This is a genomic window from Anaerostipes hadrus ATCC 29173 = JCM 17467 (genome assembly GCF_030296915.1).
In the GTDB taxonomy this organism is placed as follows: Bacteria; Bacillota; Clostridia; order Lachnospirales; family Lachnospiraceae; genus Anaerostipes; species Anaerostipes hadrus.
Genome location: NZ_AP028031.1, coordinates 1,024,137 through 1,049,036 on the forward strand (window position 1 = coordinate 1,024,137; position 24,900 = coordinate 1,049,036).

Sequence of the window (24,900 nt, forward strand, 5' to 3'; positions counted from 1 at the left end):
ATTTCTCTTTTTCCTTCCACTCCTTTCCCATTATAACGTGTCCAAAAGTTCTGCTTCAGCTATATTGTCAGACTTTCCCTTTGAGTCGTTATATTTTTACATCATTATACTAATCTTATTATAAGCGGTCAATATTTTCCAAGATCATAATTCACGAAAATCTTTTTCGTGGTTACCGTTCACAGTAACACGCTTCGCGCCGCAATTCTCGGGTTTTCTGTGAACTTTGTTCGCAAAAAAAACACCTCGCGGAATGTTACAGTGAACAATAACTTTTCGTGTTAATTGCAATTCAAACTTCCACTTCAGGAGCGTGTTTTAAAAGAATAGACGGTTGTGGAAGAATCCGGTACGAGACGGCTGAAAACCAAAGAAGATGGAGCTATGGGTTCCCAAATCCTGCAGAATCCCTCTGACCCGGATGCAACTTACCGTGAAAAAGAGGGGAAACAAAACCGTGGTTATACAGCAAACATTGTGGAAACTGTTGAATCTATGGAAAAAACAGAGGAGCCAACAGTGCTTATAACAGATGGGGCCTATAGCGGCAGGGACAATACAAACGCTGCAATTATATCAACCAGACTGGACAATGCAGGATATCATTTCCAAAAAACAAATGTGAAAACTGTCCACACCGTGACCAGTGCAACCCCAAGATGTTTAAAGGACCAGTGTGGTTTTTCTGTCTAAAAAATCCTCTGACAGAGCAAAGACACAAAGGAAAATGAAGACAGAAAAATATAAGGAATTGTCCCGGATCAGAAACGGAGTGGAAACAATCCCATCCATCCTGTGGAGGAAATACCAGATAGACCATATGCCGGTAAGAGGGCTTCTCCCCACTAAACTCCGTTTTGGGATAAAACTGGCAGCCCTGAACTTCAAGAAGCTGTTTGGATATCTGAACAGTGTGGGTCAGTGCGCCTTAATTCCCCAGATCAGTTAATAGAGCAGAAACAGTGGTGTGGGTTATTACCCCAAAACAGAGCTAACAATGGATATTTGTTGTTTTATAAGAAATTTTCAAGGAACATAGATTTCTATGGGCGATAATTATTATGTTTTGACACCCATATCAAATTTATAATTTATAGTTGGCCAACTTACAAATTAAAATTTCTTCAAAAGCAACGGTATTTCCGCCACAAGCATTCCAATCCATCCGGCAAGATAAGAAAAACGGTAATGTTTCAATTTGCAATGAAAAATGGAACACAAGAATAGCAGCAAAGACCACACGAACAGACATATTCACAAAACTACTGATTAACGTAATTTTAACATAATATAGCAAGAATTCTCCTCTACAGGTTGGAGATGAATTGCATAAAAACAAAAAGAACACTTGTTCGATAGTACGGTCTATGGTATAATAGAACCATGACATTAATCATGTGCATGTAATGTTCCGTGCGCAGCCGAGAACAGAACTTGGTAAATTTATCAATGCTTATAAAAGTGCCAGTAGCAGGCACTACAGTAGAAGTGATCCGTCAATACATTGAAACCCAAGGAGAGAAAAAGTATTGAACATAGCATATCGTTTTCGGATCTATCCGACAGAAGAACAGAAGATACTTCTTGGCAAAACATTTGGCTGTTGTCGTTTTCTGTACAATCAGATGCTTGATGATAAGATTCGAGAGTATGAAAAGACAAAGAAAATGATAAAGGTAGACCGTTTCTTTCCTTCCAGTAAAAAATGCTGTAAATGTGGAAGGATAAAGAAAGAGTTGAGATTATTCGAAAGAGTCTATCACTGTGAGTGTAGAAATAAGATGGACAGAGATCATAATGCAGCGATCAGCATCCGTGAAGAGGCAAGAAGGATGTTGACAGCATAAACTGTCCGTATCCGGACAATCAGATAATAAGAAAACATGCCCGTGTCCGGGTAAAAGAATCGCGGGGCACGCGAGGATAGCTTGTAGATACTTGGCTCAGTAGAGCCATTGAGCAAGAAGCCCCACTTCAAAATCAGGGATTTAAGTGGTGGGAGCATGTCACCATAATATAGAAAAATATGACTATAATAATAGGAATGAAAAATGACGATCAGAAATGGGAGAAATAACAAATGAGCCAAAGAAAAAACAAAAAAGTATACTATCACCTGCCAGGATTATTTGAATTTTATGAATTATATTGTGCCTTTCTGCCATTATATAAGAAACACAGAGAATACTTTTATGACTGGTGTGAGATCAGTTCCATCTATGGCTCTCCTGCAGATTGTCTCTGGGGAGGCGGACGCGCAGGATTTGGATCTGATAATCCAGAAGAAGTCTTAAAACTTACACAGGAATATGGAATTTCAGCCAGACTGACTTTTAGCAACAGTTTACTTAGAAAAGAACATTTAACAGATAAAAAATGTAATATCCTATGCAAAATGTTTGAAGAAGTTGGAGAAAAAAGAAATGGTGTGATCGTCCATTCGGATTTATTGCTTAAGTATTTGGAAATAAATTATCCAAAATTATATTTTGTATCTTCTACGACAAAAGTGTTGACGGATTTTAATGAATTTTTGCAAGAAGTAAAGAAAGAAGATTTTCGGTATGTAGTACCAGATTTTCGGTTAAATAAAGCATTTGATAAATTAAACATGCTTTCGGAGCAGGAGAAAAATAAAGTGGAATTTTTATGCAATGAATGCTGTTGGTTTGGATGTAAAGACAGAAAGCAATGCTACGAAATAGTCAGTCGAAAAAACTTAGGAGAAATGATACCAGATCACAAATGCAATTCGCCAGATGCAAAGGAAGGCTATCGTTTTTCAAAGGCAATGAAGAATCCAGGATTTATCAGTGTTAATGATATAAAGAAAATTTATCTTCCAATGGGGTTTGAGAATTTTAAAATTGAAGGACGTGGATTGGGAAGTGCGTTGGTTTTGGAGTTTCTACTATACTATATGGTAAAACCAGAATACCAAATATGCGTTAGAGAAGAAGTTTATTTGGATAATATGCTTGATTTATTTTAATGTATAATGCATTTTATACAACACATAAAGCAAAACTGTTTATTAAAAAATGCGAGGAATCTAAGTTAAGAAGTTTAAGAAAAAGAAGGGGTTTCTTTTTCTTGTATGATTTAGTATAATAGAGAGATACAGTGAAATATATATTGAAAATAGGAGAGAAAAATGGAAAAGAAAAATGACTTTAAGCCTTTTATTTCCGCAGATAAAGTATTACCAGAGTTTACAGTTACATCAGTAATCCTTGGTATGATACTGGCGGTTATATTTGGTGGTGCAAACGCTTATTTGGGGCTAAGAGTTGGTATGACTGTATCAGCCTCCATTCCAGCGGCAGTTATTTCCATGGGTGTGATCCGTGTGATCTTAAAGAAAGATTCCATCCTTGAAAATAACATGGTACAGACAATTGGTTCAGCAGGTGAATCATTAGCAGCAGGAGCAATCTTTACAATCCCTGCTATTTTTATTTGGGCATCAGAAAAGGGAAGTGGAGTTACTGCTCCATCTTTTGTATCTATCGCATTGATCGCGCTTTGCGGTGGTATTTTAGGAGTACTTTTTATGGTACCTCTTCGTACAGCCCTCATCGTAGAAGAACATGGGGTACTTCCTTATCCTGAAGGAACAGCTTGTGCAGAAGTGCTTTTAGCTGGAGAAGAAGGAGGAAGTAAATCTAAAGTTGTATTTGCAGGACTCGGAATTGCGGCAGTTTATAAATTTATTGCAGATGGTTTAAAACTTTTCCCTAGTGAAGTTGAATTTTCAATGCAGGGACAGTATACAACATCCGTTGGTATGGATGTTCTTCCGGCATTAGCAGGTGTAGGTTATATCTGTGGTGTGCAGGTATCAAGCTATCTTTTTGCAGGTGGTGTGCTATCTTATCTTGTATTAATTCCTACAATTGCTTATTTTGGCGGAGATTCTTTATCAAAAGTTGTCGATGAGACAGGAAAAGCACTTGCATTTAATCAGTTAGGTGCAAGCCAGATCTGGAGTAACTATGTCAGATATATTGGTGCCGGTGCAGTAGCAGCTGGTGGTCTGATCAGTCTGATCAAGACATTCCCAACAATGATCAAGACATTTGGACATGCTATGAAGGGATTCGGTAAGAAAGGTGACAGCCAGTTAAGAACACAGCAGGATATTTCTATGAAAGTGGTTCTTGGAGGAATCCTGATCATTGCAGTTTTAATCTGGTTATTACCAGAGATTCCAGTAAGCTTCTTGGGAGCAGTGATGATTGTTGTATTTGGTTTCTTCTTTGCAACGGTATCATCTAGAATGGTTGGTATTGTAGGAAGTAGTAATAACCCAGTATCAGGTATGGCGATCGCGACACTGATCGTAACAACATTTATCTTAAAAGCAACTGGGAATACAGGTGCAGCAGGTATGGTATCAGCGATTTCTATTGGTACTGTTATCTGTATCGTAGCAGCTATGGCAGGAGATACTTCACAGGACTTAAAGACAGGTTATATCGTAGGTGCGACACCTAGATTACAGCAGATCGGAGAATTGATCGGTGCGATCGTAGCAGCATTTGCGATCGGAGGAGTTATGTACCTTCTGAACGCAGCATGGGGATTCGGTTCTGATCAGATCCCAGCACCACAGGCAACATTGATGAAGATGGTCGTTGAAGGTGTTATGGGTGGTACATTACCATGGGTATTGATTTTCATGGGTGTGTTTATCGCAATCGTTGTTGAAATCCTTGGAATTCCAGTGTTAGCATTTTCAATCGGTCTTTATTTACCAATTTACTTAAGTACACCGATCATGGTTGGTGGACTGATTCGTTGGTTTATTGACAATAAGAGAAAATATGACAGTGATGCGGCAAGAAAAGACGGATCAGATCGAGGAGTCCTTTATGCTGCAGGTATGATTGCAGGAGAAGGTATCGTTGGTATCCTTCTGGCTGTACTGGCAGTATTTGGTGTTGCAGATAAGATCAATCTGTCATCTGTATATGGAGCTGCCTTCCAGAGTGTAGGTAACTGGGTAGGTTTAGCAGCTTTTGTAGTATTGTTAGCTATATTATTCTACTTCACAAGAAATAAAAAGACGATTGAAGTAGACGCAAAATAATAAAAATAAATATGTATTTCAGTGAGAAGAAAGCACTGCTGCGATTCTGCAGTAGTGCTTTCTAAATAAAAAGGTGTATTATGAAAGAAAAGAAGAATTATATTGACAACATCCCGAAGATCAATGATATGAAATGGGATGTGTCAGAAGATGGAATTGTAGAAATTACAGTAGAAAATACTGGATTTTATAATACGATCGCGCAGAAAATATTTAAAAAGCCACGTTACAGTTTTATCAAATTAGATGAATATGGAAGTTTTGTGTGGCAGAAAATTGATGGAAAGAAAAGTATTTATGAGATAGGAAAAGAACTTCAAGCAGTTCATGAAGGTGCAGCAACACAGTTATATGAAAGATTATCACAGTATTTTGCAATTTTAGAAAGAAATAAATACATTGTTTTTGAAGAATAAATATTATTAAAAGTGAAAAAGGATTTAATATGAAAATATCAACAGTGATCATAGGCATTGCTTTATTTGCCATAGTGACGATGATCCTATATGGATGGGGAATCGTAAAACAAAAGAATCAGACAAGTGACCTGATGAATTTGCTTTTTAGTAAAGGACAGGATAAAATAAAAAAGTATTTAAAACAACATGAATACGTTACAATTTCACAGGTAGAACAGATTTGCGAAGGTCTTGAAGCGAAACAGCCATTTTCAAGAAACAAAGCGGTTGTGAAGGATAAACGAGACTATGCGAAGAAACTTGTAGAATATATGCTGAAAACGAATCAGCTCGAACAAGAGGGCAGTCGTTACAAAATGCATAAAAAATAAGGAGGACATAAAATGTCAGTATTAGGAGAATTACAGCCAAACAAAGTATTTAAATATTTTGAGGAGATTTGTTCAATCCCTCACGGATCAAGAAATCTGCAGCAGATTAGCGATTATCTGGTAGATTTTGCAAAAGCACATGAATTAAAATACAGACAGGATGAAGATCTGAATGTGATCATCTGGAAAGATGGATCCAAAGGATATGAGGCTTCTGAACCAGTCATCCTTCAGGGACATATGGACATGGTTGCAGTCAAAGAAGCAGATTGCGATAAAGATATGGAAAAAGAAGGATTGGATCTGGAAATCAATGGAGATTATATTTCAGCAAAAGGAACTTCTTTAGGTGGAGATGATGGAATTGCGGTTGCATATACACTTGCAGTGTTAGACGATGAAGAAATGGCACACCCACCAATCGAAGCAATCTTTACAGTTAATGAAGAAATCGGTATGCTTGGAGCAGCAACTATTGATGTTTCAGATCTTAAGGGACGTTTATTTATGAACATGGATTCTGAAGACGAAGGAGTGTTTACAGTCAGCTGTGCAGGTGGAGCATCCGTAATCTGTAAGATTCCATATGAGACAGAAACTGTCAATGCATCTGTCATTGAAATCAAGATGACTGGATTTGCAGGTGGGCATTCTGGTGTCGAGATCATCAAAGGACGTTTGAACGCAAACTGTGCAATGGCAAGAGTATTGTTAAGTCTGTTTAATGAGGTTGAAATGCAGCTTGTTTCCGTAAATGGTGGAGAAAAAGACAATGCGATCGCTAAGTTTAGCGAAGCATCTGTTGCAGTACTTCCAGAAGAATTAGAAGCAGCAAAACAGATCGTTGAAGATACATTTGCACAGATCAAAGAAGAATATAAAGTCACAGATCCAGATGCAAAATTAACAGTGAATGTAAAAGAAGCAGCAAATATAAAAACATTCACAGAAGATACAACATTTGCAGTAGTAACAGCAATGGTTCATATGCCAAATGGTGTTCAGAGAATGAATCCAGAGATTGAAGGATTGGTACAGACATCACTGAATATGGGAATTTTAACAACAGAAGAATCTGAAGTACAGATGACATTTGCAGTTAGAAGTTCCAGTGAGACAGAAAAACAGTATCTGATCGATCAATTAACATCTCTTACAGAAACATTAGGAGGGAATGTAGAGATTGCAGGACCATATCCAGGATGGGAATACAAAGCAGATTCCAGATTACGTGAGGTTATGGTTGAAGCATATAAACATTTATACAACGGAGAAGAACCAGTTGTTGAAGGTATTCATGCAGGACTTGAATGTGGAATCTTTGCTTCTAAATTGCCGGGGCTTGATGCAGTATCCTTTGGACCACAGATGGAACATATTCATACAACAAATGAGGTGTTGAGTATCTCATCTACAGAACGTACATGGGAACTGGTTGTGAAAACGTTGGCTGCTTTGAAATAAATTGTGATTTGTAGTTTGAAGACGGAAATTATTGGTGGAATATTATAAAAAGAAATCATGTGTCTGCAACCCACTCGCGTTCGGACTCCCACGTAGCTGTACTAAGCTCCTGAATGGTCTAACGACCATCCACTCGCTAAGTGCAGACGTGTCCGTACGGTTGCCGACACATGATCTCTTTTTATAATATTCAAATAATTTACGTGATTCAAACCACTACACAGTGTGTATGTTATACGGTACTGGCTAATAATTTTTGTATTTATTAACAGATGACAGATGGTAAAAGGGCTTAAACAACACCGATTTATCGAGGTGTTTGGAAAATATTCAAATTGCTTATCTTCAGTTTGTTGATAATATTATTGGAGTTGAATCTTCTGCCATTTTGTATTGATATATTATAACAAGTACGATTATAATAAAATAGTTGTGTTTTTTTAAACCATTTTATACAATAATAAATAGAAAAATCAAAATGAAAGGAATAAAATGAATCCATGGAAGAATTCTTACAAGTAGGAGCAATCGCCAACACACACGGCATCGCTGGGGAAGTCAAAGTATTTCCGATGACAGATGATATCAAACGATTTAAGAAATTAAAAGAAGTATATTTAGATACAGGAAAAGAAAGAAAACTATTACACGTAGTGTCATGCAAATTCGTAAAGAACCAGCCGGTTTTGAGATTTAAAGAATTTTCAAATATCAACGAAGTAGAGATGTATAAAAGAAAAGGCCTGTTTGTTACAAGAGATCAGGCAGTACCTCTTGAAAAAGACGAATACTTTATCGCAGATCTGATCGGTCTTTCTGTGATCAGAGAGGATAATGGAGAAGTTCTTGGGGAATTAACTGATGTTTTACAGACGGGTGCAAATGATGTCTATGAAGTGAAGATGGAAGATGGAAAAGAAGTTTTACTTCCAGCGATCAGAGAATGCATTAAGAATGTGGATCTTCAAAAAGGTGAGATCACAGTCCATGTCATGAAAGGATTATTAGATGAATAGATTTCATATATTAACATTATTTCCAGAGATGGTGATGGACGGGTTGAATACAAGTATCATCGGAAGAGCGATTGAAGCAGGACTTCTTGAGATCAATGCGGTCAATATTCGTGACTATTCTACCAATAAACATATGAAAGTGGATGATTACCCATATGGAGGCGGAGCCGGACTTGTGATGCAGCCAGAGCCGGTTTACCGTGCGTATAAAGACCTTGAAAAAGATATGAAGAAGAAACCAAGAGTTGTCTATCTGACGCCGCAAGGGACAACATTTCATCAGGAGATGGCAAAGGAACTTGCAAAAGAAGAAGAATTAGTTTTTTTATGTGGGCATTATGAAGGAATCGATGAGAGGGTTTTGGAAGAAATAGTCACAGATTATGTATCAATCGGAGATTATGTATTGACTGGTGGGGAATTGCCTGCAATGGTGATGATCGATTCAATTTCAAGATTGGTTCCAGGTGTTTTACATAATGATGATTCCGCTGGGGATGAATCTTTCGAAAATGGGTTGCTTGAATATCCACAGTATACAAGACCACCAGTGTTTTTAGATAAAGAGGTGCCAGAAGTTCTTTTATCCGGACATCACGAGAATATCCGCAAATGGAGGCATGAACAGTCAGTCAAACGTACCAAAGAGAGAAGACCGGATCTATGGGAGGCATATGAGAAGGAGATGAAAGAAAAAGATGGGGGAAAATAGGATTAAGCTTGTCGCAGCGGATATGGATGGAACACTGTTGAATCGAGAGCGTAAGATTACAAAGTATACACAGAATGTGATCAAAAAAGCAATGGCACAAGGTGTTTATTTCGTTCCGGCTACAGGAAGAGCTGTGAATGCATTACCGCCAGAGTTAAAAGAGATGGAAGGAATTCGCTATGGGATTTTCAGTAATGGTGCAACCATTTATGACTTAAAAGAAGAAAAAGTGATTTATAAAAATCATTTTGAAATGGATCGAGTTTTAGAGTTGATGGATTTTCTTAAGCAATTTGATCTAATGGAAAGTATTAGTTTAAATGGGCAATCCTATGCTAACAAAAAAGAAATGGAAAATATTGATTATTATGAACTTGATTCAAATACAAAAGCAATTGTGCAGGGGTCGAGAGTTCTTGTTGATGATTTAGAGATGTTTGTAAAAGAACAGTCAACAACTGTTGAGAAGACAACTTTATTATTTAAGACGATGGAAGAAAGACGAAGAGCAGCGGATGCATTGAGTAAGATTGAAGACATTCAGTTTTCAAGTTCTCTTCCAAAGAATCTTGAGATTTCTAAGAAAGGCTGTAATAAAGGAGATGGTCTGTTCCATCTTGCAAAGATCTTGAATATTCAAAAAGAAGAGATTATGAGTTGTGGGGATGCAGACAATGACAGAGAACTTTTAGAAAGTGCAGGACTTGCGGTTGTTATGGAAAATGGCCTTGATTCTATGAAAGCGATCGCAGACTATATTACGGTTTCCAATCAGGAAAATGGAGTCGCAAAGGCAATGGAGAAATTTGTATTAAGGTAAAGAATCTTAAAAAATACAAAAAAACACTTGCTTCACATAAAAAAATATGATAATATGTTCAAGTTGTTATAAATATGGATGGTCCTCTGTTACATTTGGTATTAAGAACATCTAAAAACGTTCAAGGAGGAACAACAATGAGCGCACAGGATATTATTAAAAGCATCGAAGATGCACAGTTAAGAGAAGTTGCTGAATTCAAAACAGGAGACACTGTAAGAGTTCACGCGAAAGTAAAAGAAGGAAACCGTGAAAGAATTCAGGTTTTCGAAGGAACAGTCATCAAAAGACAGAATGGTGGAGCACGCGAAACATTTACTGTAAGAAAACAGGCAAGTGGTGTTGGTGTTGAAAAAACATGGCCAGTACATTCTCCAATCATCGAAAAGATTGAAGTAGTAAGACGTGGTAAAGTAAGACGTGCTAAATTATACTACTTACGTGATCGTGTTGGTAAAGCAGCAAAAGTAAAAGAAAGAGTATAATCAGACAAAGATTGTCAAAAGAGAGGGATAGGCTGTATAGCTTATCCCTGTTTTAGTATACAGGAATTTTACGAATCTTTCTATACGAAGAGGAAAGGAGTTCTTCTATGAGGAAAGGATACACAGTAACCTATCAGATGCGCAAGAAACAGCGTCAGCAAAGGGAAATCGTGATTCAGTATGTCTTAAAATTTGTCGGAGTTGTGTTACTGGCATTTTTGTTAGTAAGATTTGTGTGTTTCAGTTTTACGATTCAAGGTGATTCTATGTCACCAACGATTGAAAGAGGTGAAAAACATCTGGTGAATCGCCTGATCTATCAGATCAAGGGACCAAGCAGGTATGATGTGGTCATATTTAAATCAGATGACAAGAATGGAAATTACTATGTAAAACGAGTGATAGGTCTTCCGGGAGAAAAGGTTCAGATCAAAAACGGCAGAATCTATGTAAACGGAAAGAAAACAAAAGCATTTTCAAGTCAGAAGATTTTATCTGCAGGATTAGCAGCAGATGAGATTACATTAAAGAGTAAGCAGTACTTTGTTGTGGGAGATAACTATAATAATAGTGAAGATTCCAGAAGTGCGAGTGTTGGAAATATCAAAAGAACAAATATCATTGGAAAGGTCGGTATCAAATACTGGCCGTGGTAAACAGAGGGAAGGAGAAATAAAGAATGGATTTTCAGTGGTACCCGGGTCATATGACCAAAGCAAAACGTATGATGCAGGAAAACATGAAACTGATCGATATTATGATCGAACTTGTGGATGCAAGAATTCCACTAAGCAGCAGAAATCCGGATATTGACCAGTTGGCAGCGAACAAGTCACGATTGATCTTGTTAAATAAGACAGATATGGCAGATGAACGTGTGACTGCACAGTGGGAAGAATATTTTAAAGAAAAAGGATTCTATGTAGCAAGAACAAATGCAAGATCAGGAAAAGGTGTCAAAGGTACACAGGCGATCGTGATGGATGCCTGCAAGGAAAAACTTGAGAGAGATAGAAAACGTGGGATTAAAAACCGTCCGATCAGAGCAATGATCGCAGGAATCCCAAACGTTGGAAAATCAACATTTATCAACAGTCTGGTTGGAAAAGCCTGTACAAAAACAGGAAATAAACCAGGAGTTACAAAAGGAAAACAGTGGATCAAATTAAATAAGAATATTGAATTATTAGATACCCCTGGAATTTTATGGCCTAAATTTGAAGACCAGCAGGTTGGGCTTCGTCTGGCATTGATCGGATCGATCAGAGATGAAATCCTCAATCAGGATGAAATGGCGATCGAACTGATCGAGTATTTAAAAAATCATTATCAGGGAATTCTTGCTGATCGCTATCAAGTAGATGAAAATGAAGATAAAGTGAAAATCTTAGAACAGATTGCGCTAAATCGTAATTGTAAGATGAAAGGAAATGAATTAGATTACGAAAAAGCATCAAAGATCGTATTAGAGGAATTCCGAAATGGGAAATTAGGAAAAATTTCTCTGGAAACACCAGAAGAAGGGACAAAAGAGGCATAAAAGCCTTTGAGGGGCAGATATAAGAATGTTTAAAAGTATTCTAAGGTTGCTGGGTACCATTTTGATCGCGGTTGCATTTGCATTTGTTCTTATTATGTGTGTTGGTGAACGGACGAAAGTAAGTGGACATTCAATGGAACCGCACTTGCATGATCATGATCAAGTGTTGTTAGATAAGTTAACATATCGTTTTCGGGATCCTAAACGATATGAGATTATTGTATTTCCAGGACCAGAAGGTGGCGATCAGTTTTTTGTAAAGCGAGTGATCGCACTTCCAGGAGAAACGGTAAAGATCACAAAAGGAAAAGTCTATGTAAACGACAAAGAAGTAAAAGATTATTCTAAAGATCATACGACAGATTCATGTGAATTAAAAGGAAAGTTTCATCTTTCATCAGATGAATATTTTGTTTTAGGAGATAACAGAGATAATAGTAATGACAGCAGATACAAAGAGGTTGGTCCAGTAAAGAGGTCAAAGATCACAGGGAGGATCATTTTCCGGTTTTATCCATGGAAGAATGCAGGTGTGATCCGGCCATAGGAAGGGTTTTAAGACTTATGACAAAGAAAGAAGAACGAGAAGCCAGGAAGTTAGAAAAATTAAGGCTTGAGAAAGAAAGAATGTATGAGATGTTTTCTTTTGAAAGAGAATATGGAGATCATCAGGCGATTTGTGGAATTGATGAAGTTGGAAGAGGACCATTTGCAGGACCTGTTGTTGCGGCTGCAGTGATTTTGCCAAAAGACTGTGATATTTTATATCTGAATGATTCCAAAAAGCTTTCAGAGAAGAAAAGGGAGCTTTTATATGATGAGATTTATGAGAAAGCAGTTGCAATCGGTATTGGAATGTCTTCAGAAGAAGTGATCGATGAGATCAATATCCTGCAGGCAACTTATAAGGCAATGCAGCAGGCAATTTCAAAGCTTTCGATAAAACCAGATCTTTTATTGAATGATGCGGTAACAATTCCAGACGTTGAGATCGAACAGGTTCCGATCATCAAAGGAGATGCAAAAAGCGCATCGATCGCAGCGGCAAGTATTGTTGCGAAAGTTACAAGGGACCGTATGATGAAAGAATATGATACAATTTATCCGGGATATGACTTTGCAAAAAATAAAGGATATGGAACCAAAGCACATATTGAAGGAATCAAAAAGCAGGGAATCTGTGATATCCATAGAAGAACATTTGTAAAGAAATACATATAAAAAACAAAAAAGTATATATAATATGAAGAAAAATAACAGGGAGACAGGGGCAAAAGCAGAAGCGATTGCCTGTTGGTTTCTGAAACAGCAAGGATATGACGTCCTTGAACAAAACTTTTATACAAAAGTCGGAGAGATTGATATTATAGCAAAAGAAGATCAGACATTGGTATTTGTGGAAGTAAAATACAGAAAAGATGACAAAAAGGGATATCCGGCACAAGCTGTAGACCAAAGAAAACAGCAGAAGATCCGAAAGAGTGCAATGATTTATTTAAAGAAGAATCATCTATCTTTTGAACAGCCGATCCGTTTTGATGTAGTGGAGATTTTAGGAAAGAAGATCAGGGTGATAAAACATGCATTTTAAAAAATCAAACGATAATCAGTCTACGATATTACATGAGGGGTCTGTTCCATATCTGACATTTAAAAAATTGGATCAGGCAGGAGTCAGACATGGATTTTCAACACGTATGGGTGGAGTCAGCGAAGAAATGTTTTCCACGTTGAATTTAAGCTATAACCGTGGAGATAAAAAAGAAGCTGTGGATGAAAATTTCAGAAGAATCTCAGAAGCGATCGGATTCGATCATACAAAGCTGGTATTTTCAAATCAGATTCATGAGACGAGAATCCATAAGGTAACGAAAGAAGATTGTGGAAAAGTTATGAAAGATATGGATGGTCTTGCTACAAATGAGCAGGGGATTCCGCTTTATACAGGATATGCAGATTGTGTGCCTTTGTTTTTTTATGATCCGGTAGAAAAGGCTGCAGCTTTAGCACATTCAGGATGGAGAGGCACTGTTGGAAGAATCGGTGCCAAGATGGTACAATTTTTAGAAAATGAATATGGAAGTAAAAAGGAAAATATCATCGCAGCCATTGGACCATCAATCTGCCGAAGTTGCTACGAGGTTAGTGAAGATGTTGCAGATGAGTTTAAAAAAGAACTGACAGGACATGATGCAAAAGAATTTTTGGATGATAAAGGGAATGGAAAATACCAGCTTGATCTCTGGAAAGCAAATGAAATTATTTTGACAGAAGCAGGAATCCGTCCAGAAAATCTTGATATTACAGATATCTGCACATGTTGTAATCCTGATCTACTGTTTTCGCATAGAGCAAGTCATGGGAAACGTGGTAATCTGGCAGCATTTATTGTGTTATAAAAAGGTAAATAAAAAGAATATATCTTGTGAAATTCTTCACACTGGACGAATCTCATAAGATAAGGTATACTAAGAAACAGTACAGGTTTTGAAACATTTAGAGAGGTATATAGATTATGAGTAAGCCGATCATTGCCATTGTAGGAAGACCGAATGTAGGAAAGTCTACATTGTTTAATGCACTGGCAGGAGAAAAAATTTCAATTGTTAAAGATACACCAGGAGTTACAAGAGACCGTATCTATGCAGATGTGACATGGTTAAACTATCAGTTTACATTGATTGATACAGGTGGTATTGAACCAGACAGTGGTGATCTATTATTAAGCCACATGAGAGGACAGGCAGAGATCGCAATGGAGACAGCAGATGTGATCATCTTCCTTACAGACGTAAGACAGGGGCTTGTCGATGCAGATTATCAGGTGGCAGATATGTTAAGACGATCAGGGAAACCAATTGTGTTAGCAGTCAATAAAGTAGATAATTACGAAAAATTCGTTTTGGATACTTATGAATTTTACAATCTGGGGCTTGGAACACCATTTCCAGTTTCAGCGAATTCTAAGATTGGATTCGGTGATCTGTTAGATGAAGTTCTTGTTCACTGCAATCCACAGGATGCAGATGAGAAAGAAGATGAAAGACCAAGAGTTGCAATCATCGGAAAGCCAAATGCAGGAAAATCTTCATTGATCAATAAATTATTGGGAGAAGACCGTCTGATCGTTTCTGATATTGCAGGAACAACAAGAGATGCGATTGATACAACGGTCAAACGTAATGGAAAAGAATATGTATTCATCGATACAGCCGGACTTCGAAAGAAAGCCAGAGTCAAAGAAGATATCGAACGTTACAGTGTGATCCGTACGGTTGCAGCAGTAGAACGTTGTGATGTGGCAATCTTAGTCATTGATGCGGAAGAAGGAATCACAGAACAGGATGCCAAGATCGCAGGAATTGCCCACGAACGTGGAAAAGGTATGATCATTGCGGTTAACAAATGGGATCTCATCGAGAAGAACGATAAGACAATCTACAAGTTTACAAACCAGGTTAGAGAAGTCTTATCTTATATGTCATATGCAGAACTTGTTTTCATCTCTGCTAAGACAGGACAGAGACTTCCTAAGATTTTTGATGTTCTTGATATGGTGATCGAGAATCATGCATTACGTGTACAGACAGGAGTCTTAAACGAGATCCTTACAGAGGCGGTAGCGATGAAACAGCCACCATCAGACAAAGGAAAGAGATTAAAACTTTACTATATTACACAGGTTTCTGTAAAACCGCCAACATTTGTTGTGTTTATCAATGATCGTCAGTTAATGCATTTTTCATATACAAGATATCTTGAGAACCAGATCCGTAATACATTTGGATTCAGAGGAACACCAATTCATATTATTGCGAGGGAAAGGAAGGAAAGATAATGGCAGTTTGTATTGTTGTGTGTATGATCGTCGGATACCTGTTTGGGTGTATTCAGACAGGATATATTGTCGGACGAGTAAATAAGATCGATATCAGAGATTACGGAAGTGGAAATTCCGGGACAACGAATACATTAAGAACTTTGGGAAAGACAGCAGCGATCATTACATTTCTTGGAGATGCCGTCAAAGGACTTGTGGCGGTGAATCTTGCGAGATATGTGATCATGCCGGCTTTTCATGTAGAAGGAGAAGCTTATCTTTGGCTTTTGACAGGATTTGCAGTAGTACTGGGACATAATTTCCCGTTTTATCTTGGGTTTAAAGGTGGAAAGGGAATAGCGACAACTGGGGGAGTTATTTTTGCATTTCACTGGCAGCTTGGGTTGGTCTGTGCAGCAGTATTTTTGATCATTACGGCTATTTCTAAGTATGTATCGTTAGGATCGATCTGCATGGTGCTGATCATTCCATTTATTTTGTATTTTAACAATCCACATGATTGGAAATTAGTTATTGTTGGATGTATATTTACAGCTATGGCAATCTGGCGCCATCGTGCGAATATTGGGCGTTTGATGAATGGTACTGAGAATAAATTAGGTCAGAAAGTAAAACGTTAGGAGGAACTTAAACAGATGAAGAAAGTTAGCGTTATCGGTGCAGGAAGCTGGGGAAGTGCCCTTGCGGTATTATTAGCAAATAATGGACATGAAGTGACATTGTGGACACATGATCCGCATGAAATAGAGATGCTTTCCACAAAGAGAGAGCAGGTAGAGAAATTACCTGGAGTAAAATTGCCAGATAATATTATGATCGAGGCAGATCTTAAAACAGCTTTAACAGATGAAGATGTTGTTGTTATGGCAGTTCCTTCACCTGTTGTTCGTATGGTTGCAAAACAGATGTCCCCATTTATAAAAGACGGACAGATCATTGTTAACGTTGCAAAAGGTATCGAAGATGTTACATATAAGACATTATCAGATATCATTGAAGAAGAGATTCCAAATGCAGAAGTTTGCGTATTATCAGGGCCTAGTCATGCAGAAGAAGTAGGAAGAGGAATTCCTACAACGGTTGTAGTTGGTGCAAAGAATAAAGAGACAGCGGAAATGCTTCAGGATGTATTTATGAATAAAGTATTCCGTGTATACACAAGTTCTGACATTGTTGGAATTGAGCTTGGAGGAGCATTAAAGAACGTTATTGCATTAGCAGCAGGAACGGTTGATGGCCTTGGATATGGAGATAATACAAAAGCAGCATTAATGACAAGAGGAATCGCAGAACTGACACGTCTTGGAGAAGCACTTGGTGGAAAACCAGAGACATTTTCAGGCCTTACAGGAGTTGGAGATCTGATCGTTACATGTACAAGCGTACATAGTCGAAATCGTAAAGCAGGATACTTAATGGGAAAAGGTATGACTGCAGAGGAAGCTATGAAAGAAGTAAAAATGGTTGTAGAAGGGGTATATTCAGCAAAAGCAGCCCTTGGACTTGCAAAGAAATGCAATGTAGCTGTACCAATTGTGGAAGCAGTGAACAGAGTGTTATTTGAGAATGCGGATCCAAAAGAAGAAGTTTCAAACTTACTCCTTCGTGAGAGAAAACAAGAACATACAAATCTTGAATGGAATTAATCAGGATATATAAAAACATAAATATATACAAAACATAAAAACATGAAGGAAGGAAGACAACAATGGAATCATTTAGGGAAATGTCAAAAGAAGAGTTACAGGCACAGGAAGTGGAAGTGAACAAAAAGTATCAGGAATTTAAAGATCTTCATCTTTCACTAAACATGGCAAGAGGAAAACCAGCACCAGATCAGATCGATCATGCAAATGGCATGCTTGAGACAATGACAGATTATCATGCAAAAGATGGTCTGGATGTGCGTAATTACGGAGTTCTTGATGGACTTCCAGAGATGAAAGAAATATTCAGCGATTTATTAGATATTCCAGCAAAGAATATCATTGTTGGAGGAAATGCGAGTCTGAATCTGATGTTTGATCAGATGATGAGACTGGTTGTATTTGGAACAGCAGGTGAGAAGCCTTGGGGACAGTTAGAGAAAGTAAAATTCTTATGTCCAGCTCCTGGATATGACAGACATTTTTCAGTTACAGAAACTTTAGGATTTGAACTGATCACAGTCGATATGACATCTGAAGGTCCAGATATGGATCAGGTAGAGAAACTGGTTGCGGAAGATGAAAGTATCAAAGGAATCTGGTGTGTGCCAAAATATTCCAATCCACAGGGAATCTGCTATAGTGATGAAACGGTTGATCGTTTAGCTTCTATGAAGACAGCAGCCAAAGATTTCAGAATCTTCTGGGATAATGCATATGGAGTACATCCAATCTTTGAAGATGTAAAAGTTAAGAATATCTTAGATGCATGTAAAGAAGCAGGAAATGATAACAGAGCATATTATTTCTTCTCAACATCCAAGATCACATTCCCAGGTGCAGGAGTATCTATCATTGCATCAAGCGATGATAATATTGCAGAGATCAAGAAAGTGATGACAGCCCAGACGATCGGATATGACAAGATCAATCAGCTTCGCCATGTGCAGTTCTTTAAGAATGCAGACGGAGTCAGAAAACATATGCAGATCTTAGCAGATTGTTTAAAACCTAAATTCGAGACAGTTCTTAATACGTTAGAGAAAGAGTTAAAAGGAAGCGGATTGATCACATGGGAGAATCCAAAAGGTGGATATTTTGTATCTGTAGATGTTCTTCCAGGATGTGCAAAGAGAGTTGTAGAACTTGCCAAAGAAGCAGGGGTTACATTAACTGGAGCAGGAGCTACATATCCATATAAGAATGATCCAAAAGACAGCAATATCAGACTGGCACCTTCTTACCCAACAGTAGAAGAGTTACAGCAGGCAATGGATCTGTTTTGTGTATGTGTAAAGAAAGCAGGAATTGAAAAACTGTTAGAACAGGCATAAGAGTTCATAAAAAATATTATGAGGAATATTCTTTATCAATGGTGATAAGGCATGTTCCTCATTTGTTTTTGTAATACTAGTATTTGGTTTTTAAAATATAAATTCAAAGATTGTATCTATACAATTAACACGTTGATGTGGTAAAATAAAACTGTTTATTCGTAAAATAATAAAAAGGAGTTGATTATACATGAAATTTACAAAGATGCACGGTTGTGGCAATGACTACGTATATGTAAACTGTTTAGAAGAAAAGATCAATAACCCAAATAAAGTGGCAAAATTTATCAGTGACCGGCATTTTGGAATTGGTTCTGATGGAATGATCTGTATCTGTCCATCAGATAAAGCTGATTTTAGAATGGCCATGTATAACTCTGATGGTTCAGAAGGAGCCATGTGCGGAAATGGTGTCCGCTGTATTGCAAAATATGTCTATGATTATGGACTGACAGATAAAACAACGATCACGATCGAGACAAAAGGCGGAATTAAAGAATTAGACCTTACAGTTGAAGACGGCAAAGTGACATGGGTGAAAGTTGATATGGAAGCACCAATCACAAAAGCTTCACAGATTCCTGCAATCTATGATGATCTTGATGAAGTGATCGATCAGCCAGTGATCGTTGATGGAAAAGAATATAATATCACATGTATTTCTATGGGAAATCCACATGGAGTTGTATTTGTAGATTCTGTTGCAGATATCGACATTGAGAAGATCGGACCAAAGTTTGAGAATCACCCAATGTTCCCAGATCGTGTGAATACAGAATTTATTGAACTTGTTGATGATAAAACGATCAAGATGCGAGTATGGGAGAGAGGCGCAGGAGAAACTCTTGCATGCGGTACAGGAGCCTGTGCAAGTGCTTATGCATCTTATCTGAATAAGAAAACAGGAAAGAAGGTCTTGGTACATCTTTTAGGTGGAGATCTTCAGATCGAATATGATGATAAGAAGAATACGATCTTTATGACAGGACCAGCAACAACTGTATTTGATGGTGAGATCGATCTTACAGGAATTGACGATTAAGAGCAGAAAGACAGAAGAATTATTGGAGATAGAACATGATTTTAAAAGAATTATTAGAACGTTCAGAATATACCCTCGTGCAGGGAAGTGAAGATGTAGAGATTTCTACATTAGTATATGATTCAAGAAAGATTGAAAAAGGCAGTGTATTTGTATGTATCAGCGGAGCAGCCTTTGATGGTCATAAATTTGTAGCACAGGCTGCTGAACTTGGAGCGGCAGCAGTCGTAGTAGAAAAAGATGTAGAAGTACCAGAAAATCTGACAGTGATCAAGTTTGATAATACAAGACTTGCTTTAGCCGAGATGTCAGCAGCATACTTTGGATATCCATCAGAAGAACTGACAACGATCGGTATCACAGGAACCAAAGGAAAGACAACAACAACGTATATGATCCGTGCAGTCCTAGAACATGCAGGACAGAAAACAGGATTGATCGGAACGATTGAGACAATCATCGGAGATGAGAGAATTCCATCCGTCAATACAACACCAGAATCTTATATCGTACAGGAATCTTTCCGTAAGATGGCGGACGCAGGATTGAAAAATGTTGTTATGGAAGTATCTTCTCAGGCATTGATGCTTCATAGAACAAGTGGATTTGAATTTGATTATGGAATTTTTACAAACCTTGCAGAAGACCATATTGGGGAAAATGAACATAAAGATATGGACGACTATATTCATTGTAAGAGTCTGTTATTTAAGCAGTGTAAACAAGGAATTGTCAATGGAGATGATGACTATGTAGAAAGAATCATCAAAGATCATACATGTGCGATCGAAACATATGGAATGAAGGATACAAACGATGTTTATGCAGAAAATATTACAAGAATTCAGGAACCTGGATACCTTGGAGTTGCTTACGATCTCAAAGGAAAACAGGAATATAACGTACATGTAGATATCCCAGGAGACTTTACAGTTTATAATTCCTTGGCAGCAATCTCTCTTTGCCGCCATATGGGAATTGTCAAAGAAGATGTATTATCAGCATTGAATACAATTCAGGTCAAAGGACGTTTGGAGATCATCAAGACTCCAGGAGATTACACATTAATGATCGACTATGCACATAATGCTATGAGTCTTGAAAGTCTTTTAACAACGATCCGTAAATATAACCCTAAGAAGATCTACTGCTTATTTGGATGCGGTGGAAACCGTGCAAAAGCAAGACGTTATGAGATGGGAGAAGTATCTTCAAAACTTGCAGATCTTACCGTTGTAACATCTGATAATCCAAGAAATGAAGAACCAATGGATATCATCAACGATATTTTGATCGGGGTTCACAAAGCAGATGGAGAATATGTTACGATCCCAGATCGTAAAGAGGCGATCAAATATTGTATGGAACATGCTGGAGCAGGAGATATTGTTATTCTTGCCGGAAAAGGGCATGAAGACTATCAGGAGATCAAAGGTGTGAAACATCATATGGATGAGAGAGATCTGATCCAGGAAATTATCGAAGGAAGATAAAACATCTGTCTTTTGAAATATATAAAGAAACGAAGGAGAATTACAAACGTGGAAGCAAGAATTTCAGGAACAACAAAATTATTCGGATTGATTGGTTCACCGGTTTCACATTCCGCATCACCAGCAATGCAGAATTACGGTTTTCAGGCATGTGGAGTCGATGGAGCGTATCTTGCCTTTGATATTAAAGAAGAGGAAGTGCCAGAATTCGTAAAATCCATGCGTCTGTTAAATATTCAGGGATGTAATGTTACAATGCCAAATAAAACAGCAGCAGCTCAGAATATGGATGAATTATCACCAGCAGCAGAATTGATCGGTGCCGTTAACACAATTGTAAACAGAGACGGAAAATTATACGGACATATCACAGATGGTGAAGGTTTTGTTGCAAACTTAAAAGATCATGGAATCGGCGTTGAAGGAAAAGATATCGTAATCTTTGGAGCAGGTGGAGCAGCAACAGCGATTCAGGTACAGTGTGCATTAGATGGAGCAAAATCTATCACGATCTTTAACCCAAGAGATCCATTTTTCGAGAGAGCCCAGAAGATGGTAGAGAAGATCAAAGCTAAGGTACCAGAATGTCAGGTAGAATTATATGATCTCGATGCGAAAGATACAATGCGTGAAAAGATTGATGCAGCAGATATTTTAGTTAATGGAACATTACTTGGAATGAAACCAAAAGAAGATACAACAGTGATCTCAGATACAACAATGTTTCATGAAGGATTAGTTGTAGCTGATGTTGTATATAATCCAGAAGAGACAAAATTCTTAAGAGAAGCAAAAGAACATGGATGTATCACAGTTCCAGGAAAAGGAATGCTATTATGGCAGGGAGTTGCATCTTTCAAATTATTTACAGGGAAAGATATGCCAGTTGATGAAGTGAAAGAAAGATTCTTCCAGGGAGTATAAGATACATAGATCATATATGGAAACAAAAAGATCAGAAACTGTAATAAGCAGATTTCTGGTCTTTTTTTCTTATTGTCTTCATATACTTTATCAGTCTATAAAGGAGGAACTTATGGATCAGTTTAATGTATATAAGGATATGAAAGCAAGGACAAACGGAGAGATTTACATTGGTGTTGTTGGTCCGGTGCGAACAGGAAAGAGTACATTTATCAAACGTTTTATGAATCTAATGGTATTGCCAAATATCGAAGATGAAAACGACAGAAATCGTGCAAATGACGAACTTCCACAATCTTCAAGTGGTAAAACGATCATGACAACAGAACCGAAATTTGTTCCAAATGAAGCAGTATCAATAAAGACGGAAGAAGGAATCGAATTAAATGTCCGACTGATCGATTGTGTGGGATATATGGTGGAAGGCGCTACAGGACACATGGAAGGAGAAGAAGAGAGGCTTGTAAAAACACCTTGGTTTGATTATGAAATACCATTTACGAAAGCAGCGGCAATTGGAACAAAGAAAGTGATCACGGAACATTCAACGATCGGTGTAGTTGTAACTTGTGATGGTTCTTTTGGGGAAATTGCAGCAAAACAATATGAGCCAGCGGAAGAAGAAACGATCAAACAACTGAAAGCATTGAAAAAGCCATTTGTTGTTTTATTAAATACGATTCATCCATATTCAGAAAGCACAAAGCAGCTAGCGGCTGAAAAGGAAGAAAAATATCAGACAAAAGTGCTACCAATGAATTTAGAACAGATGAAAAAAGAGGATATTTATGAAATTATAAAGAGTGTGTTGATGGAATTTCCGATTTCATCAATTGGATTTTATGTTCCAAGATGGACAGAGATGTTAAAGAAAGATCATCCATTAAAAATGGAATTACTTCAAATGGCCAGAGATGTGATCACAGAAAAAACAACAATGAGAGACATTTATGAAGAACAAGAAAAAGAATATGAGTACATAACGGGGCAGAAACTAGAATCTGTTGCGATGGACAGTGGGGAAGTGGTCATCACAGTAAAAGTTGGGGATGTATATTATTATGAATTTTTAAGTGAAACAACAGGGATGGAGATTCGCAATGAATATGAATTTATCAAGATCATGGGAGAATTAGCAAAGAAAAAGAAAGAGTACGAAGAAGTTGGAGAAGCATTGGCGGCAGTAAAACAAAGAGGATATGGTGTTGTGACACCGACGAAAGAAGAAATTGTATTAGAAGAACCGCAGATTGTAAAACATGGAAGTAAATACGGAGTAAAAATTAAGGCAAGTGCACCTTCTATTCACATGATCCGTGCAAATATTTCAACGGAGATCGCTCCGATCGTTGGGGAAGAATATCAGGCAAAAGATCTGATGGACTATATTGAGCAGGGATCGAATCAGCCAGGGGAAAGTATGTGGGATGTCAATATTTTTGGAAAGACGTTAGAACAGCTGGTTGGAGACGGTATGCAGACGAAGGCATTAAAAATGACAGATGAGAGTCAGCAAAAGCTTCAGGATACAATGGAAAAGATCATAAATGAAAGTAATGGCGGTCTTGTCTGTATCATTATCTAAGAACAATTGACAAACGGATGGAAAAAGAATATACTTTGATAGACAAAGTGTTTTTGATCTGTCATTTATGAGTACAGATCAAGAAGAGAAAAAAAGAAGCGATTAAGATAAGTGGAGTAGTTATGTCTGTAAAAATATTAGGAACAGGAAGTTTTCTTCCAGAAAAATCAGTGAGCAACGATGACCTTTCCAAAGTGATGGATACAAGTGATGAATGGATTTCATCCAGGACAGGGATTCGCAGCAGGCACATTTCGATTGAAGATACAACATCAACGATGGCAGTGAAAGCTGCAGAGAAAGCATTAGAAGATGCAGGAATCAGTGCGGAAGAATTAGATCATATTTTCGTTGCAACATTATCAGGAGATTATGCAACACCAAGTACGGCTTGTCAGGTACAGAAAGGAATCGGAGCTGTCAATGCAGTCTGTATGGATATTAATGCAGCATGTTCAGGATTCGTTTTTGGATTAAATACAGCAGTTGCATATGCGAGAGCAGGAATGGGTAAGAAGATGATGATCATTGGGGTTGAGACACTTTCTAAGATTCTTGACTGGAGTGACCGCAGTACTTGTGTATTATTTGGAGATGGTGCAGGATGCGCGATCGTGGAAGCGGATGAAGAAAGAGAAATCTTTATCGATGCAGGATCTGATGGAGCACGAGGAGATGTTTTAACATGTGAAGAAAGACATTTAAACAATCTCTTAGTAAAGGATGATTCTTCAATGCAACAGGTTGCCATGGATGGGCAGGAAGTATTCAAATTTGCAGCACGTATGGTACCAAAGAGTATTAACAAAGTCCTTGATGAAGCAGGCGTTTCCAAAGAAGAAATCAAATATTTTGTATTACATCAGGCTAACAAAAGGATCATTGAAGCAGCAGCGAGAAGATTGAAGCAGCCAATTGAAAAGTTCCCGATGAATATAGACCGTTGTGCGAATACTTCATCAGCAACGATTCCGATTCTTTTAGATGAGATCAATCAAAAAGGAATGCTAAACCGAGGAGATAAGATTGTTTTAAGTGGTTTTGGCGGAGGACTTACTTGGGGTTCTGTTTATCTTACATGGTAAGAAGCAAACAAATACGATACAAATGAAGATA

Annotated in this window: 27 protein-coding genes and 1 pseudogene; all 28 read left to right on the plus strand. The window is 37.7% G+C overall.

Annotated features, from left to right (window positions below):
- Positions 1–384 precede the first annotated feature (384 nt).
- Positions 385–693 carry a hypothetical protein gene (locus QUE18_RS04965; RefSeq protein ID WP_207641996.1) on the plus strand — a complete coding sequence of 103 codons (309 nt, stop codon included), beginning with the start codon at positions 385–387 and terminating at the stop codon, positions 691–693.
- Positions 694–727: 34 nt separating this feature from the next.
- Positions 728–949 (plus strand): transposase, encoded by a 222-nt coding sequence (locus tag QUE18_RS04970; protein ID WP_051040964.1) that lies wholly within the window; start codon positions 728–730, stop codon positions 947–949.
- 430 nt (positions 950–1,379) lie between these two features.
- A pseudogene (locus QUE18_RS04975) lies at positions 1,380–1,502 on the plus strand (transposase); the annotation flags it as partial.
- A gap of 27 nt (positions 1,503–1,529) precedes the next feature.
- On the plus strand, positions 1,530–1,847 hold the full coding sequence (locus tag QUE18_RS04980) for a helix-turn-helix domain-containing protein (protein ID WP_286259403.1): 318 nt from the start codon (positions 1,530–1,532) through the stop codon (positions 1,845–1,847).
- 233 nt (positions 1,848–2,080) lie between these two features.
- On the plus strand, positions 2,081–2,992 hold the full coding sequence (locus QUE18_RS04985; RefSeq protein WP_009203652.1) for a hypothetical protein: 912 nt from the start codon (positions 2,081–2,083) through the stop codon (positions 2,990–2,992).
- A 162-nt stretch (positions 2,993–3,154) separates the two neighbouring features.
- Positions 3,155–5,092 carry an OPT family oligopeptide transporter gene (locus tag QUE18_RS04990; RefSeq protein ID WP_009203653.1) on the plus strand — a complete coding sequence of 646 codons (1,938 nt, stop codon included), beginning with the start codon at positions 3,155–3,157 and terminating at the stop codon, positions 5,090–5,092.
- Between the two features lie 80 nt (positions 5,093–5,172).
- Positions 5,173–5,508, plus strand: coding sequence for a PqqD family protein (locus QUE18_RS04995; protein WP_008393628.1), 336 nt, complete (start codon positions 5,173–5,175; stop codon positions 5,506–5,508).
- A gap of 29 nt (positions 5,509–5,537) precedes the next feature.
- On the plus strand, positions 5,538–5,882 hold the full coding sequence (locus QUE18_RS05000) for a hypothetical protein (protein WP_008393630.1): 345 nt from the start codon (positions 5,538–5,540) through the stop codon (positions 5,880–5,882).
- Between the two features lie 12 nt (positions 5,883–5,894).
- Entirely contained in the window at positions 5,895–7,346 is a 1,452-nt protein-coding gene (locus tag QUE18_RS05005; RefSeq protein ID WP_009203654.1) for an aminoacyl-histidine dipeptidase, read from the plus strand.
- A 500-nt stretch (positions 7,347–7,846) separates the two neighbouring features.
- Positions 7,847–8,362, plus strand: coding sequence for a ribosome maturation factor RimM (rimM, locus tag QUE18_RS05010; RefSeq protein WP_008393633.1), 516 nt, complete (start codon positions 7,847–7,849; stop codon positions 8,360–8,362).
- Positions 8,355–9,074: a tRNA (guanosine(37)-N1)-methyltransferase TrmD gene (gene trmD / locus QUE18_RS05015; RefSeq protein ID WP_008393634.1), complete on the plus strand. Its 720-nt coding sequence runs from the start codon at positions 8,355–8,357 to the stop codon at positions 9,072–9,074. The genes rimM and trmD overlap by 8 nt, the downstream gene beginning before the upstream one ends.
- Positions 9,061–9,894 (plus strand): Cof-type HAD-IIB family hydrolase, encoded by an 834-nt coding sequence (locus QUE18_RS05020; protein ID WP_008393635.1) that lies wholly within the window; start codon positions 9,061–9,063, stop codon positions 9,892–9,894. Before trmD ends, QUE18_RS05020 begins: the two co-directional genes overlap by 14 nt.
- 137 nt (positions 9,895–10,031) lie before the next feature.
- Positions 10,032–10,379 carry a 50S ribosomal protein L19 gene (gene rplS / locus QUE18_RS05025; RefSeq protein ID WP_009265055.1) on the plus strand — a complete coding sequence of 116 codons (348 nt, stop codon included), beginning with the start codon at positions 10,032–10,034 and terminating at the stop codon, positions 10,377–10,379.
- Between the two features lie 107 nt (positions 10,380–10,486).
- Positions 10,487–11,035: a signal peptidase I gene (gene lepB, locus QUE18_RS05030; protein ID WP_008393637.1), complete on the plus strand. Its 549-nt coding sequence runs from the start codon at positions 10,487–10,489 to the stop codon at positions 11,033–11,035.
- Between the two features lie 23 nt (positions 11,036–11,058).
- Positions 11,059–11,919, plus strand: coding sequence for a ribosome biogenesis GTPase YlqF (ylqF, locus tag QUE18_RS05035; protein WP_008393638.1), 861 nt, complete (start codon positions 11,059–11,061; stop codon positions 11,917–11,919).
- A gap of 25 nt (positions 11,920–11,944) precedes the next feature.
- Positions 11,945–12,466: a signal peptidase I gene (gene lepB / locus QUE18_RS05040; RefSeq protein WP_008393639.1), complete on the plus strand. Its 522-nt coding sequence runs from the start codon at positions 11,945–11,947 to the stop codon at positions 12,464–12,466.
- A gap of 17 nt (positions 12,467–12,483) precedes the next feature.
- Positions 12,484–13,140, plus strand: a complete 657-nt coding sequence (locus QUE18_RS05045; protein ID WP_009202847.1) for a ribonuclease HII — start codon at positions 12,484–12,486, stop codon at positions 13,138–13,140.
- Positions 13,141–13,162: 22 nt separating this feature from the next.
- Positions 13,163–13,510: a YraN family protein gene (locus QUE18_RS05050; RefSeq protein WP_008393641.1), complete on the plus strand. Its 348-nt coding sequence runs from the start codon at positions 13,163–13,165 to the stop codon at positions 13,508–13,510.
- On the plus strand, positions 13,500–14,318 hold the full coding sequence (pgeF, locus tag QUE18_RS05055) for a peptidoglycan editing factor PgeF (RefSeq protein WP_009202846.1): 819 nt from the start codon (positions 13,500–13,502) through the stop codon (positions 14,316–14,318). Before QUE18_RS05050 ends, pgeF begins: the two co-directional genes overlap by 11 nt.
- A 116-nt stretch (positions 14,319–14,434) precedes the next feature.
- The gene (gene der, locus QUE18_RS05060; RefSeq protein WP_008393643.1) at positions 14,435–15,757 is read left to right on the plus strand and encodes a ribosome biogenesis GTPase Der; all 1,323 of its coding nucleotides are present in this window, start codon (positions 14,435–14,437) and stop codon (positions 15,755–15,757) included.
- Positions 15,757–16,380, plus strand: a complete 624-nt coding sequence (gene plsY, locus QUE18_RS05065; protein WP_008393644.1) for a glycerol-3-phosphate 1-O-acyltransferase PlsY — start codon at positions 15,757–15,759, stop codon at positions 16,378–16,380. Before der ends, plsY begins: the two co-directional genes overlap by 1 nt.
- Positions 16,381–16,395: 15 nt before the next feature.
- Positions 16,396–17,406 (plus strand): NAD(P)H-dependent glycerol-3-phosphate dehydrogenase, encoded by a 1,011-nt coding sequence (locus QUE18_RS05070; protein WP_008393645.1) that lies wholly within the window; start codon positions 16,396–16,398, stop codon positions 17,404–17,406.
- A 62-nt stretch (positions 17,407–17,468) separates the two neighbouring features.
- Complete coding sequence (locus QUE18_RS05075; RefSeq protein WP_009202845.1) at positions 17,469–18,740, plus strand: aspartate aminotransferase type Ic; 1,272 nt, start codon at positions 17,469–17,471, stop codon at positions 18,738–18,740.
- A gap of 190 nt (positions 18,741–18,930) precedes the next feature.
- Positions 18,931–19,782, plus strand: coding sequence for a diaminopimelate epimerase (gene dapF / locus QUE18_RS05080; RefSeq protein ID WP_009202844.1), 852 nt, complete (start codon positions 18,931–18,933; stop codon positions 19,780–19,782).
- Between the two features lie 35 nt (positions 19,783–19,817).
- Positions 19,818–21,275, plus strand: coding sequence for a UDP-N-acetylmuramoyl-L-alanyl-D-glutamate--2,6-diaminopimelate ligase (locus QUE18_RS05085; RefSeq protein WP_009202843.1), 1,458 nt, complete (start codon positions 19,818–19,820; stop codon positions 21,273–21,275).
- Positions 21,276–21,323: 48 nt separating this feature from the next.
- Positions 21,324–22,199 carry a shikimate dehydrogenase gene (locus QUE18_RS05090; protein ID WP_009202842.1) on the plus strand — a complete coding sequence of 292 codons (876 nt, stop codon included), beginning with the start codon at positions 21,324–21,326 and terminating at the stop codon, positions 22,197–22,199.
- Positions 22,200–22,311: 112 nt separating this feature from the next.
- Positions 22,312–23,784: a stage IV sporulation protein A gene (gene spoIVA, locus QUE18_RS05095; RefSeq protein WP_009265053.1), complete on the plus strand. Its 1,473-nt coding sequence runs from the start codon at positions 22,312–22,314 to the stop codon at positions 23,782–23,784.
- Positions 23,785–23,906: 122 nt separating this feature from the next.
- Entirely contained in the window at positions 23,907–24,869 is a 963-nt protein-coding gene (locus QUE18_RS05100; protein ID WP_009202841.1) for a beta-ketoacyl-ACP synthase III, read from the plus strand.
- Positions 24,870–24,900 lie beyond the last annotated feature (31 nt).